Genomic DNA, 13474 nt, shown 5'->3' with positions numbered 1-13474 from the left:
CTTTCATTTTATAATAATATTAAAAAACTTATTTGATGATCAGTTTTTGACTATACATTCCTTTGGAAGAATTAATATTAATAATATAAACTCCTTTTGGAATATTCATGTTAAATTCTTTTGTAAAATCACCATTACCTTGATAGGAATCCGAAGAGATCAACCTGCCACTTGAATCAAATAGAGTAACTTTTATTTCTCCTGATAAACTCCTGGATTTAACAAAGAAATTCCCATTACTCGGATTAGGGTAAATTTTGATATCATTTCCTGATACAGCGGAAGCATCCTTTGTCCCTAAATTTTGTGTTTCGCGGGTACAAACTTCAAGCGACCAAGAATTAATTGTTCCCACATCACCTGCATAATTGTCCGATGCGAACAACTTCCATTCTCCCTGAGCCTTATGCCCTTTAAAGATTGCTAATGATTCATCAGATTTCGTTTCTCCCTGAATCGGAGAAGCACAAGCTACTGCATTACCTGTATCTGTGAACGAAGCTGTAATACCTGAATATGCCGCATTTCCACATTTTCTATTCCATATGAGAGCAGAAGATCCTTGCGGACTTTCTATACCAACAGCCAAATCACTTACATAAGGGTGTGCTATAGTTGGAGTTACTTTAATTTTAGTAATAACCCCGGTATTATTTACCATTAAAGGAACAACAACCTTAGGTGAAGAAATCTTGTTCCCTCCAGGTCCATCTATAATGCCAACAGCTGGTCCATTATAAGTATACGTTGCACATGTTTCTCCGGTCACATTATAATCAATAACAAAACTTGGACTTACCGCATAATAAACATTTCCTATGGCTTCAACCAGAATGTATGCGTTTGCCGAAGTTGATCCGGCAGGAATTGTAATCTGTTCGCTACCGTCATTAGGTGTATTTGCTGCCAGCACGGTAAATGTTTGCCCTCCGTCGGTAGATAATTTAATCGTAACATTTGCTGTATTAATCGGAGCCTGAGTGGTATTGGCTACATCCCAGGTTATAGTTGCTGAATTTCCGGAACTTAATGACTGTCCAAATACTGGAGCTGTAATTTTGAAAGGTCCCGATGCTGCATCAACCGTTATTACCGTTTCATCTTTGCTCGTTTGCGGAGCAGTAGGATGATTATTTCTTGCCGTAACTGTAAAATTAAGTGTCCTTGCCACACTGGATAAAGACTCCCAACGGGTCGCATATACTCCTGCCAATACTTTATTAAAATCAGGGAAGTACCTTACAGGTGTACTTACCGGAGGTAAGGACCGGAAAGTAGGACCGGAAGGTTTGGCAGCATAGGTAAGAGAGTTCACCGTTCCTGTTTGTGCCGAACCGGAATCCATCTGCTCCCACGTATAAGTATAACCAGCACTATTGGCATCTGTTGTGGTTGCTTTCAATGCGAAAGGTGTAGATTTAGGAATTGTATAATCAGCTCCGGCATTTACTGCTGGTGCAGGGTTAGCAAACGGCACATTAACACCGCATGCCACGCCATTGATCACATCTTTGATCTCTTTAAGATTAAAAGCATGAAAATAATCGAATGAGTTAAACTGCACATCACTATTACCACCCATAATACCTGTATAAGCCATAATCGTAGATCCACTTCCCGGCTCTACTAAAGAAGCATCCGTATAGCTTGCATTATAAAGCGTAAATGTATGGTTCGCCCCCATCTGATGACCCATTTCATGAGCAACATAGTCTATATCGAATTTATCTCCTTCAGGAAAATTATGAGCTGTCCATCCACCTGCTTTAGCATTATCATCACAGATTACTCCGATATCTCCTGCCTGGCCGTTACCATTCTTTTTATCCAGCAAATGACCCATATCGTAATCCTGAGCTGCAATACGCGCTGAAATCTGGGTTTGAGCTTCACCAGGTCCTCCGTTGGTATAAGGATCTGCAGTAGGTTCTAAAAAAATAAGCACATCATTATTGGCAATTAAATTAAAATGTAATGACAGATCTTTTTCAAATAACTGATTAAGACGGGTTAATGTCGTATTCATAGCTGCCAGTACTACTGCTTTTTTCTGCGCTTCCGTAGCATTTGCCGGTGTTCCGGCTGCTGTTAAATGATACTGGGCATATTCCCCGGTACATGACATAGCCAGCCTGAAAGTATTGAAACCTGCGGCTTTTTTATTTTGTGCACCATTTTTACTAGATAGGGACTTCGTTGCCAGATTTTCAGCAGTACCACAAATGAAAGGTTCTGCCTCCTGATTCTTTCTTGCTTTTGAATCGAATACAGCATATACTGTTCCGTCCTGTGAATAAGGTTCAATAAATTCAGAATTACCGGATCTTGTAATCATGGATGAAAAACCTACCGGTGAAAGACTAAATCTTAAATAAGCAGACGGGTCTTCTATTCCCCTTCCCATATAAGATTTTATGTCCGGATATTTCTCCTGTAATTCAGGAGCCATATTGGAATATTCCCATACCTGGAACCTTTCTGTTTTCCCATTGATATCAGGAATTGAAATAACAACACCTTTTCCCTCAGAAGTTTTAGAAGATGTATTTTTAAGGGTTTGTTTTAAAGCGTTTATATCTAATGTATACAAGCCTGAAAACTCCAGTTTTTCCTGTACTTTTTTTACGCTTTGTGAACGTAGTTCTGTTCTCTTCCATTGTGATGACCCCATAAAAGGAACCATCGCCAATGCGATCAATAAGTAGAATTTCATATCTATAATAATTTAAACTGTTTGTGTTAAGGTTGGTATATGTTCTAACTCACGCAAACATCTTAAATAAAATAAACGATATTTTCCAGAGCCTAAAAACACTTTACAAAAAAAGCAAAAAATTAAACACAAAAACCATAATATTAACAATAAACAACACTCATTATTAACATTTCCACAATTAACTTAAATTATTTTACGATAAAAGTAAATAGATTAAAAATTTTATATAAAATAAGATTTAAAAAGAAATAAATTCAAATACACATGAAATAACATCAATGAAATCAAAGCCCACCTCACTGATTACCTGAATATTACATATAATTTTCAAGTAACTAAATCACTGATAAAAGATTTAACAACAATAAATGGAATCGATTATCTTGTCCCTTTTACCCTTGTTGGTAAAGTATATACTGACTTTGAAGCAGTAATAAAAAGAATATCATTATGCTTTCCCCCGAATGTTACGTTAGAGGTCCATTCCTCTTCTATGGGAATATGATAGATTTTCTTACCATCGCGATTAAACACCGTAACCCCATTACCTGTTAAATAAACATTCCCGTGCTTATCTAACGTCATTCCGTCAGAACCCATTTCACAGAACAGTCTCTTCTCAGAAAGTTCTCCTGCATCCAATATGTCGTATACATAAGTTTTTCCTGCATCAATATCAGAAACATAGAGTTTTCTGTATTTCTCACTTCCGGCAATGCCATTGGGCTGGGTAAAAGTATCGATTTTTTTTACTTTACCTTCTTTATTTCTGTAATAAAGACTTTTATGAGGAATTTCCTGTTTAAAATCAATCCAGTAATCTCTCTTATACAAAGGATCAGTAAAGTACATTCCACCTGAAGAATCTCCCCATACATCATTCGGACCATTAAGCCTTTTTCCTTCGAAACCTTTTAATAAAATCTGAATCTTTTTATCTTTAGAGATCTTCCAGATCTCGCCCTGATCATCAGAACAGGTAATCAGATTATCGTCTTGATCAAAATGGGTTCCATTGGCGCGTCCTGTTTTGCTTAAAAATTCCCGGATTTCATTTGTTTTCCAATCCCAATAATAAATTTTATCATTGGGTTGATCTGTAAAATAAACATTCCCTTCTTTATCTGAGGAGGGCCCCTCAGTAAAACCGAACCGGTCTGAAATCTTCTCTGGCATTACATCATGATAAAACATACGGGTATAATTTACTGATTGACAATTTAGTAATACTAAAACCAAACCAACCCAAGTCATTTTAAAAAGATTCTTCATTTTTTATTTCATTTTAGGCTCACAATGTACAACATGAAAAAATAAAATTCAAGAATTATTTTCTCATTTTGATACAATAATAAAAAATTGATAAATGTCCCATTTGTCCTATTCAATACGTGTATACTATTAGTAATGTATTCCCTTAATTAAGAGCTTTGCGGTAAGAAACTCAATAGATGTTTTTTAATAAAAAAAACAACAAAATGAGGGATTATTCAATTGGTTATTTAAAATAAAAGAATGAATACAGACACCAAACCCGAAAAGGTTATAGCGATAGAGAATGAAGCTTTCAGAAATTCTGTGGGAACAATGGATGATACAGGAAAAAGAAAATGGGTGTTCCCCCGCAAACCCAAGGGGAAATATACCAATTACAGAAATTACACCAGCTATATCCTGCTTGCTTTGTTTTTTATTCTACCTTTCGTAACCATTAATCATAACCCTTTTCTTCTGATTAATGTCATCGACAGAAAATTTTTCATTGTGGGGCAACCTTTTTATCTCCAGGATTTTTTTATTCTGGCTCTGGGCGCTGTTACTTCTGTTATATTTATTATGCTTTTTACAGTAGTTTTCGGACGAATATTCTGTGGCTGGCTTTGTCCGCAAACTCTTTTTATGGAGATGGTTTTCAGAAAAATAGAATATTGGATCGAAGGTGACCGTAATAAGCAAATGAAGCTGGACCGACAGGAATGGAATAGTGAGAAAATAAGAAAGAGGAGTCTGAAATGGTCGGTATTCCTATTGGTTTCGTTAATTATCGGTCATTTCATGTTCATGTATATTGTAGGATACAGAGAGGTTTTTAAAATCATGAGTGAAGGCCCTGCAGAACATTCTTTGAAATTCATTGTTATGCTTTCTTTTACAGCTGTTTTTTATTTTACTTTCGCATGGCTCCGTGAGCAGGTATGTACATTGGTATGCCCCTACGGACGCTTACAGGGAGTTCTTATTGATAAACAAACCATCAATGTATATTATGATTTTAAAAGAGGTGAAAACCGTTCCAAATGGAAAAACGGTGAAGACCGAAAATCAGAAGGAAAAGGAGATTGTATCGATTGCCAGCAATGTGTCGTGGTTTGCCCTACAGGAATAGATATCAGAAACGGCCAACAGCTTGAATGTATTAATTGCACGGCGTGCATTGATGCCTGTGATGAAGTAATGGAAAAAATAGGTCTTCCAAAAGGATTGGTTCGCTACGCAACTGAAGCTGAAATTGAAAACCAATCCAGGTTTATTTTTACCTCCAGAATGAAAGTCACTACGGTTTTTCTGGCATTATTAATCGGTTTTCTTGGTTTTCTAATGTATGACCGTGGATCTATGGAGGCCAAATTTATTAAACCTGCCGGATCCACTTTCTTTACAAAAAATGGAAAAATAACGAATACATTTATTTATACTTTTTTAAACAAAACCAATGAGAAAAAGGTTTTAACAATAAAAGTAATAAGTCCTAAAAATGGCGAGATCACTTTTTTTGGTTCAGATAAAATTGTATTAAAGGGAGATCAGATCTTAAAAGGTAACATTAATATTACATTTCCTGAAAAAGACATCCGATTTTCCAAACAGAACATTGTGATTGCTTTACTTGATGAAAAAGGCAAAATTGTGGATACTTTTGAAACAACTTTTGAAGGACCTTTCAAACTATTGTTGTAGTCAAAAAGTTTATGATTTATACTTTTGAATAAACTGAGTCGGGGTTATTCCGGAAGTTTTCCGGAATACCCTTACAAAATAAGAATATTCTTCATACCCTAATCTGAAGGCAATCTCAACAAGACTTTCGCTTAAATACATCAGCATCCGTTTTGCTTCCAGCACTACCCTTTCAGTAATAACTTCTGTAGCCGTTTTCTGAACCATAGTCTGCGTAATCCTGTTCAAGTGTTTAGGAGAAATATCCAGCAAAGAAGCATAAAATGAAATCGATTTTTCTTTTGTAAAATGTTCTTCGAGTAAAGTCTCAAAATCCTGATAGTGCTTTAAATATGAAATACTAACCGGGGAATTAAAAGTATTGTATTCTTTAGAAAACAACCTTGATGAGGTGATATACATTTTTGTAATCACTGAAAGTATCAGCCCCTCCTTCATAAGGTTATGAGAATAATACTCATTCTGAATCTCTTCAAACAAACCAACCATTGGGTTCAGGTATTTTTTTTCAAGCTGAAGCTTTCTTGAAAAATTCACCGAACTAAAAAAAGGGAAGTTTCTCAGATGCTGATTGATATAATGCATATCATAAAATTCCTGAGATAAGAAAAAAATATACCCGTCCGTGTCTTCCGAAAGTTCCCAGCTGTGGACCTGACCAGGTGATAGAAAAAACATGCTTCCCTCTGAGACATCATACCTGTGAAAATCGACTTCATGAATTCCTGTACCTTTTGTAAAAAGCACCGTTACGTAAAAATCATGCCGATGGGGCTTCTCAATATGTTTATGGCTACTGACCAGATGATCTTTCATTGTATTGAAATAAAAATCCGAAGTATTTTTCCCGGACTGAAAAAGATCAATATGAAGTACAGATATAGAATTCAAATCTATTAATTTACTTCAAAATTAAAAAAAGACTTTCATTTAATCTTAAATAGCACTGGAAGATTATAGTATTTCAAGAAAAGAAAAGAGTTTTAAGAATATATTTTGGATGGTAAATTTGTAAAAAAATTCAAAAAAAATTATCTTTGAAGATTAGGATTCATAAAATGAAGATAAATTTACCCGATAAGCTGTATTATTCAATAGGAGAAGTTGCTAAAGCATTTGATGTAAACACTTCATTAATACGTTATTGGGAGCAGGAATTTCCTATTATCAAACCTAAGAAAAACAAGAAAGGTAACCGGTACTTTACCCCTGAGGATATTAAAAATCTGCAGATCATTTACCATCTGGTGAAAGAAAAAGGTTACACACTGGATGGAGCAAAGATCGCTTTGGCAACAAACAGTAAAATATCCGAGACCATTACTATTATCGACCGTCTGGAATTTGTAAAGGCTGAATTACTGAAATTAAAAGAATCTTTAGTAGAAAAAGACTCTGAATAACAGAAACGGATAAAAATACCCTAACATTTTTTTTCCAAATATCAGATTTAACATAAACATCTGCTAATCCTGTGATGATCAATTTTCTGCCCCTTTTCACACCTTGGCAAAATAAGATCAGCAATGAAAGCTCAATGACTTTTTCACTTATTTATTTTATTTTTTGGCATTATTTTAGTTAGTAAGAAACCAAATTTAAAAAACATATTATGAAAAATTTATTTCTCGCAGCAGCTTGCGCATCATTCATCGGATTTACTTCTTGCAGTACAATGAAAAATCAAAAGGAAAATACTTCGGTAACTAAAACTTCTACTTTTGTACCAGGAGTTTATAAAGGAAATATCCCTTCAGGAAACTCAAAACAGAATGTTGAAATCACTTTCAAAGATGATAATACTTTCGCTTTGTCTGAAACTTTTCCTGGTAGTACAACTCCTATGTCAAGTACAGGGACTTGGAAGTATTACAAAGACACCAATAAGGTAATTTTAAAGTATTCAAATATTGCAGACCGTGTAACAACCTTCTCAATTGTCAATGATAAAACAATTCAAATGCATAGCGGAAGTGCATGGACAAAAGAAACAGCAGGAACAGAATATAATCTTGTTCGTCAGTAATACAATAATCTGTTATTAGTTAAATATATCCCCAAAAACATTTTTGGGGATTTTTTATGCCATCATATATCATATTATCTCGATTATTCCGATGAGTAGGCTTGAAAAAATTCAATTAATCAAAAGATCAGCTTCATTTTAAAAAGGGTTACCATCAAAAAACAACCCTTTATATATCATTATATCAAATTCTGAACATTATTCTTTTAAAAGTTGAGGTTTATCAATAAGTTTAGCTTGATGAAAAGAAGCTACTATCAAAAGATTGCATTTTTAGGTATATTGCTGCTCATATTATTCATCTTCCAGGAGTATACCGGTAAAGAAAAAGAAAATTTCCCCGAAATAAAGTTTGTGTCGGAGGAAAACGCTTCATTGTATTTAACCGAATTTAATCCTAATGACCTTAACGAAAAACAGTGGCAAAGCCTTGGATTTTCTTCAAAACAGGTATTAACGATACTAAACTATAAGAAAATTGTTGGTGGAGAATTTACTTCTAAAGAACAATTACAAAAATGCTACGCTATTTCCAAGGAGAAATTTTCAGAGATCAGTCCATACATTATGCTCCCAAATGACCATAAGGTTATAAAAAATGATAGATCGGGAGTGCCTGATAAAAAAACAATTACCGTCTCCGGAACATTCAATCCGGATCACCTTTCTGAAAAAGAATGGGAGAATATGGGATTCAGCCCGCGACAGGCCCAAGCGATTTTGAAATACAAAGCTTATCTGGGAGGTAGTTTTGTAAGTAAAGAAAAATTAAAAGCCTGCTTTATAATCAATGATGAAAACTATCGATTATTAGCACCACATCTGCTTTTACCGGAAAAAACACCTGAAAATTTAAAAAACATTTCTAAGAGTACTGAGCAAAAGCCTCGTATTTATCTCCGTTTTTTTGATCCTAATACTTTAAACACAGCAGGATGGCAATCTCTTGGTTTTTCCGAAAAGCAGGCATTAACTATAGTTAATTACAGAGATAGAAATTTAAAGGGACGTTTTAATACCTATCAGGATATTCAGAAATGTTTCGTCATTTCTCAGGAAAAGTTTGAAGAATTAAAACCCTATATTAAAATCAAAGATCAGCAAAATGATGAAAAAAAGAATCCAATCATTCAGCAAAAAACAGATTTCGCATCTACTGATTTAAATCAAATTACTTTTAAACAGCTTCTGGAATTCGGACTTGATGAAAAAAGTGCAGGATCAATTATTGGTTTCAGAAAAAAACTGGGCGGATTCGTTACCAAACAGCAAATCCTGGAAACTTACAATATAGATACAGATCTTGTGCAGAAATTAATTTCAATTTGTAAGCTTGATTCCTCCGGCATCACAAAATATACACTTGTGGACGCGCCGGAAGAATGGTTAAAGAACCATCCTTATTTCAGATACTCTGCAGATAAGATTATTTATTACCGTGTGAGCAATCCCGAAGACAAAAAAATATGGAAGTTTCTGAAATTAAAGCCAGAATATGAGACAAGGATGAAATTATATCTGAAATGATTGAATCTTACTTTCTTATCAATTTAATCTACCGTTTTACTGGAGTCTTCAAGCAGCTTGTTCAAAGCGGATAGTTCCTCATCGGTAAGATCTCTCCATTTTCCTACAGGTAAATCCAGCTTGATATTCATGATACGCATCCTTTTAAGTTTTTTCACTTCGTAGCCCAAATATTCACACATTCTGCGAATCTGCCTGTTGAGGCCTTGGGTAAGAACAATTCTGAACGTCATATCATCTACTTTTTCTACCTCACATTTTTTAGTGACGGTATCCAGGATGGGAACTCCATTTCTCATTTTCTCCAAAAATCTTGGATTAATCGGCTTATCGACTCTTACAAGGTATTCTTTTTCGTGATTGTTCCTGGCTCTTAAAATTTTGTTGACAATATCCCCGTCACTGGTTAGAAGTATTAGGCCTTCACTAGGTTTGTCCAACCTACCAATCGGAAAAATTCTTTTAGGATGATTGATATAATCTACAATATTGTTTTTTTCTCTTTTTGTATCTGTAGTACAAACAATACCAATTGGTTTATTAAAAGCAATATAAACAGGTTTTTCTTCTGTTTCCCGGATCGGTTTACCGTCTACTTCCACAACATCTTCGTCGGAAATTTTCGTTCCCAATTCAGGAATCTGCCCGTTGATTTTTATTCTCCCTTCTTCCAGTAATTTATCTGCCGCTCTTCTTGAGCAGAAACCAACTTCTGATAAATATTTATTAATCCGTGTCTTTTCCATTAATCGTCTCCGTAACCCGTGTAGTTTTTATTACTAAAAAATGTTATCCCATAACTCAAACCGATAAAAAAAGCATTTGATTTTCCAAAGTTATGATTTTCAAGAACAAGTCCTCCTTCCTGGCTTAATCTTTTCGAATAAGACACCTGTTTTCCCAACTTCATTCCCCAGAATTCAGCATTTGAAACAACAGAGTGGTTGATCTGCTTTCCATAATTAATATCAATAAAAAAAGGTTCATCTCCAGGACCAATTATGAATTTAGGCTGGATAACCCAATAAAGCAAATGAAAATTCTTATCCGTAAAACTATATTTTATCCCTGATCCTAAGGCAAAGTTAGGAAGAAAATTATACCCACCGATAACTGTCATTCCAAAAGTAATTTTATTAGGGAGATAAGGAGCTATGTATTGTTGATAATAGGCTGAATCCTTATTTCTGTCATCCTGAATACTATTTCCAAGATTATATCCTAAGTTAAGAGTGGGGTTAACATAAAAATCCATTTTCGGCTTTTTGTTCTCAACATTTTGAGCGTATGATAGAGTTATCGAAAATAAACTTATGAACAAAAGGAGAGTTTTTTTCATATACTTTCAAATTTAAAATCATTTTCTAAAAACTTTTCTGTACTGTCTTCTATCTTATATTCCCCGATCTTCGTACGTCTCAGTTGCGTTAAATATGCACCAACGCCAAGCTCCTGCCCAATATCATGTGCAAGACTCCGGATATAGGTCCCCTTTGAACATCCTACCGTAAAACTCACAAAAGGAAAATCAATCTGAATATTATTAAGATAAAAAATAGTAGTTTTTCTTGACTTCATCTCTACTTCTTCACCTGCTCTCGCTAGATTATAAGCTCTTTTCCCATCAATTTTTATAGCAGAAAAAACCGGAGGTTTCTGGTCTATTTCTCCAACAAATTTTTGTAAAACTGCTCTTACCTGCTCCTCGGAAACGTTTGAAATATCCTGATGAAGAATTTCAGGTTTTTCAGTATCATAAGATTCCGTCTGAACCCCTATCTTTATTTCAGTCCAATATTCTTTAGGAGCATCTTGTATTTCAGGAATTTTTTTAGTGAATTTCCCGGTACAGACAATGAGTAAACCTGTTGCTCTAGGATCTAAAGTTCCGGCATGCCCAATCTTAAATTTTTTAGGAAGTTTAAACTCACTTTTGAGTTTATATTTCATTTTATTAACGGCCTGGAAAGAGGTCCAATCCAAAGGTTTATCAAGTAAAAATATATGGCCTTCAAGTATATTTTCGGCAGTCATAAATTGGTAATAAATAGATAAGAGAATAATTTATTTAAAGAAATAGAAATAAATCAATAAAGCTATCCCTACAAAAATACGATACCATCCCCAAGGTTTGAAACCATATTTATTAAGAACTCCGATAAAAGCTTTAATAGCAATCAAAGCCACAATAAATGCCACGATATTTCCAATGATAAAAATAGTAAAATGATCTTGTGATGACAAAATCATTTCATATCCTTTCTGAGGATTAGGAGTTTCTTTTCCCCAAGTTTTTACAAAAACTGAATACACAGTAACTGCCAGCATTGTAGGAACAGCAAGGAAAAATGAAAATTCCGCGGCCGCCTTTCGCGTTAATCCCTGTGTCATTCCTCCGATAATAGAAGCAGCACTTCTGCTTGTTCCCGGCATCATTGCAAGACACTGCCAAAAACCTATGGTCACGGCTTTCTTGATAGTGATCCCCTTTTCATCATCAATTGTCGGGTTTTTAAACCAGGTGTCTGCAAATAATAAAACGATTCCACCTAAAACCAAAACAGACGAAATAGCGATCTGATTTCCAAGAACAGCTTCAATTTTATCATCAAAAAGATATCCCAAAGCCAAAGCCGGTACTACCGCAAAGGCAAGCTTATAATAGAATTTAATATTATTAAAATCAAAGAACTTTTTCCAATAAGCAACCACCACTGATAAAATAGCACCAAACTGAATAGATACCTGAAACATTTTTAAAAATTCATCTTCCGGCAATCCCATTAAGCTAGCCGTGAAACCCATGTGGGCTGTAGAAGAAATTGGAAGATACTCAGTAAGACCTTCTATAATCGCAATAATAATTGCTTTGAATAAATCCATATGTATAAAATTAAAAGATTAAAAAGCCTGAAATCCGGAAAACTCCGAATTTCTCAAACTTCTTAATCTTAAATAAAAAATTATTTTCTTTTTAAAATCGCATATACTTCTATGACGAAACCGATAACTACAAATAATGGAGCTATCCGGATTCTGCGAATAGAGAAGATACCGTCGTTCCATGAGTTCGGATCATATTTTCCATCGACAGTATTAGCATCGGCACCCATCATCAGCAGAAAACCTACTACAATGAATGCTAATCCAATCAGCATCCATTTAAAGTTTTGTTGTCCGAAATAAAAAGTGTTTTCCTGTGGAGCTTTGGTATCCGTACCAAACTCAGCTGCAGAAAATTTATTTGTTTTTTTGCTCATCTTTTTAAGAGTAATATAAATCGTCAACGTTTGTTCTCAAGAATCTCCAGGTAGCAACAATGGTACTTAAAACAGTAATAAAAATCCCTACCCCGAATACCAATATAACAAGCCAGAAATATTGCTGATTATTCTGAACAAATGCAGACCCGATCTGACTCGTGAAATAATACCATACTCCAAATAGCGCCAAAAGTCCGATAACAGAGCCTATACAACCCAAAATCAAAGCCTCAACAATAAATGGTTTCAGGATAAATCTTCTCTTTGCCCCTACAAGCTGCATGGTTTTAATGATAAATCTTTTGGAGAATATTTTCAGACGGATTGAATTGTTAATCAAGACAACCGCTAAAATAAGGAATAGTATAGAAAAGCCTAAGATCCATTTCAAGATTCTGTTCAGGTTATTATAAACATCTACCATCAGGGTACTGTTATTCTTTACATCTACAATACCGGGAACGGATTTCAGCGTTTTAATAGCCGCATCAATTTTTGCCGGATCCACATACTCCGGTTTTAAGGCAACTTCGATAGATGAAGGGAAGATATTTTCTTCAAAAAGTGCATCACTATCAATTCCCATACTGGCTTTTGCTTCCTTAGCAGCCATCTCTCTTGAAATATAGGTTGCCCTTTTTACGGGGGCTAAAGTCTGTACTTTTTTAAAAGTTTCTTCTTCCAGTTTCGCAATTTTAACAGAATCTTTAGCGTCATAGTTTTCATCAAAGTATGCGTTTACAACCAACTGCTCCTTGATATAGTCAGAATATTTCTGGGCATTAATTAAAATCAATCCCATTAATCCTAACAAAAATAACACTAAGGCAATACTAATTACCACTGTAATATTGCTGGACCTAAGTCTCTTCTTATTAAATTCATCTACAGATTTCGCCATTAATATTAAATTTTTTGGCTAAAATAGAAAAAATCTTCCGAAATTTGGGACGAAAAAAAGAAAATCATTGTTAACAAAATCAT

At 34.7% G+C, this 13474-nt stretch carries 13 protein-coding genes; 4 read left to right on the top strand and 9 right to left on the bottom strand.

All coding sequences use genetic code 11. The features are described from left to right. Positions 1–28 precede the first annotated feature (28 nt). A complete protein-coding gene (locus G9C87_RS01725; protein ID WP_172277444.1) occupies positions 29–2713 on the bottom strand; it encodes a reprolysin-like metallopeptidase in 2685 nt (894 codons plus the stop codon). Between the two features lie 381 nt (positions 2714–3094). Beyond that, positions 3095–3988, bottom strand: a complete 894-nt coding sequence (locus tag G9C87_RS01720) for an SMP-30/gluconolactonase/LRE family protein (protein ID WP_172277441.1) — start codon at positions 3986–3988, stop codon at positions 3095–3097. 243 nt (positions 3989–4231) lie between these two features. Here G9C87_RS01720 and ccoG point away from each other — a divergent pair, with 243 nt between their 5' ends. Beyond that, positions 4232–5674, top strand: coding sequence for a cytochrome c oxidase accessory protein CcoG (ccoG, locus tag G9C87_RS01715; RefSeq protein WP_172277438.1), 1443 nt, complete (start codon positions 4232–4234; stop codon positions 5672–5674). A gap of 9 nt (positions 5675–5683) precedes the next feature. Here ccoG and G9C87_RS01710 read toward each other — a convergent pair whose 3' ends face one another. Further along, positions 5684–6565, bottom strand: a complete 882-nt coding sequence (locus G9C87_RS01710; protein ID WP_172277435.1) for an AraC family transcriptional regulator — start codon at positions 6563–6565, stop codon at positions 5684–5686. A gap of 167 nt (positions 6566–6732) precedes the next feature. Between G9C87_RS01710 and G9C87_RS01705 the strand changes: the two genes are divergently transcribed. From G9C87_RS01705 to G9C87_RS01695, 3 genes are all read left to right on the top strand, one after another. After that, positions 6733–7077, top strand: coding sequence for a MerR family transcriptional regulator (locus tag G9C87_RS01705; RefSeq protein WP_172277432.1), 345 nt, complete (start codon positions 6733–6735; stop codon positions 7075–7077). A gap of 209 nt (positions 7078–7286) precedes the next feature. Further along, positions 7287–7700, top strand: a complete 414-nt coding sequence (locus G9C87_RS01700; RefSeq protein ID WP_172277429.1) for a copper resistance protein NlpE N-terminal domain-containing protein — start codon at positions 7287–7289, stop codon at positions 7698–7700. A gap of 240 nt (positions 7701–7940) precedes the next feature. Next, positions 7941–9227, top strand: coding sequence for a helix-hairpin-helix domain-containing protein (locus G9C87_RS01695; RefSeq protein WP_172277426.1), 1287 nt, complete (start codon positions 7941–7943; stop codon positions 9225–9227). A 23-nt stretch (positions 9228–9250) separates the two neighbouring features. Here the strand turns inward: G9C87_RS01695 and rluF are convergent, their stop codons facing one another. From rluF to G9C87_RS01665, 6 genes are all read right to left on the bottom strand, one after another. Further along, a complete protein-coding gene (gene rluF, locus G9C87_RS01690; RefSeq protein WP_172277423.1) occupies positions 9251–9973 on the bottom strand; it encodes a 23S rRNA pseudouridine(2604) synthase RluF in 723 nt (240 codons plus the stop codon). After that, positions 9973–10482: a hypothetical protein gene (locus G9C87_RS01685; RefSeq protein WP_172277420.1), complete on the bottom strand. Its 510-nt coding sequence runs from the start codon at positions 10480–10482 to the stop codon at positions 9973–9975. The genes rluF and G9C87_RS01685 overlap by 1 nt, the downstream gene beginning before the upstream one ends. A gap of 80 nt (positions 10483–10562) precedes the next feature. Next, positions 10563–11261 (bottom strand): tRNA pseudouridine(55) synthase TruB, encoded by a 699-nt coding sequence (gene truB / locus G9C87_RS01680; protein WP_172277417.1) that lies wholly within the window; start codon positions 11259–11261, stop codon positions 10563–10565. A 30-nt stretch (positions 11262–11291) separates the two neighbouring features. Beyond that, a complete protein-coding gene (locus G9C87_RS01675; RefSeq protein ID WP_172277414.1) occupies positions 11292–12110 on the bottom strand; it encodes an undecaprenyl-diphosphate phosphatase in 819 nt (272 codons plus the stop codon). Positions 12111–12190: 80 nt separating this feature from the next. Further along, positions 12191–12487, bottom strand: coding sequence for a DUF3098 domain-containing protein (locus G9C87_RS01670; RefSeq protein WP_034686639.1), 297 nt, complete (start codon positions 12485–12487; stop codon positions 12191–12193). A 4-nt stretch (positions 12488–12491) separates the two neighbouring features. Further along, positions 12492–13391, bottom strand: coding sequence for a cell division protein FtsX (locus tag G9C87_RS01665; protein WP_172277411.1), 900 nt, complete (start codon positions 13389–13391; stop codon positions 12492–12494). Between the last annotated feature and the right edge of the window lie 83 nt (positions 13392–13474).

Origin of the sequence: Chryseobacterium sp. LAM-KRS1, from assembly GCF_013184525.1 — a bacterium.
GTDB classification, from domain to species: domain Bacteria; phylum Bacteroidota; class Bacteroidia; order Flavobacteriales; family Weeksellaceae; genus Chryseobacterium; species Chryseobacterium proteolyticum.
Note: the sequence above shows the minus strand (reverse complement) of the source record. Positions and strands in the feature narration are given on the sequence as shown.

What these genes read in the sequence shown, in the direction of transcription:
- G9C87_RS01725 (WP_172277444.1), bottom strand. Translation starts at nt 2,713, where the DNA reads ATGAAATTCTACTTATTGATCGCATTGGCGATGGTTCCTTTTATGGGG.
- G9C87_RS01720 (WP_172277441.1), bottom strand. Translation starts at nt 3,988, where the DNA reads ATGAAGAATCTTTTTAAAATGACTTGGGTTGGTTTGGTTTTAGTATTA.
- ccoG (WP_172277438.1), top strand. Translation starts at nt 4,232, where the DNA reads ATGAATACAGACACCAAACCCGAAAAGGTTATAGCGATAGAGAATGAA.
- G9C87_RS01705 (WP_172277432.1), top strand. Translation starts at nt 6,733, where the DNA reads ATGAAGATAAATTTACCCGATAAGCTGTATTATTCAATAGGAGAAGTT.
- G9C87_RS01700 (WP_172277429.1), top strand. Translation starts at nt 7,287, where the DNA reads ATGAAAAATTTATTTCTCGCAGCAGCTTGCGCATCATTCATCGGATTT.
- G9C87_RS01695 (WP_172277426.1), top strand. Translation starts at nt 7,941, where the DNA reads ATGAAAAGAAGCTACTATCAAAAGATTGCATTTTTAGGTATATTGCTG.
- rluF (WP_172277423.1), bottom strand. Translation starts at nt 9,973, where the DNA reads ATGGAAAAGACACGGATTAATAAATATTTATCAGAAGTTGGTTTCTGC.
- G9C87_RS01685 (WP_172277420.1), bottom strand. Translation starts at nt 10,482, where the DNA reads ATGGATTTTTATGTTAACCCCACTCTTAACTTAGGATATAATCTTGGA.
- truB (WP_172277417.1), bottom strand. Translation starts at nt 11,261, where the DNA reads ATGACTGCCGAAAATATACTTGAAGGCCATATATTTTTACTTGATAAA.
- G9C87_RS01675 (WP_172277414.1), bottom strand. Translation starts at nt 12,110, where the DNA reads ATGGATTTATTCAAAGCAATTATTATTGCGATTATAGAAGGTCTTACT.
- G9C87_RS01670 (WP_034686639.1), bottom strand. Translation starts at nt 12,487, where the DNA reads ATGAGCAAAAAAACAAATAAATTTTCTGCAGCTGAGTTTGGTACGGAT.
- G9C87_RS01665 (WP_172277411.1), bottom strand. Translation starts at nt 13,391, where the DNA reads ATGGCGAAATCTGTAGATGAATTTAATAAGAAGAGACTTAGGTCCAGC.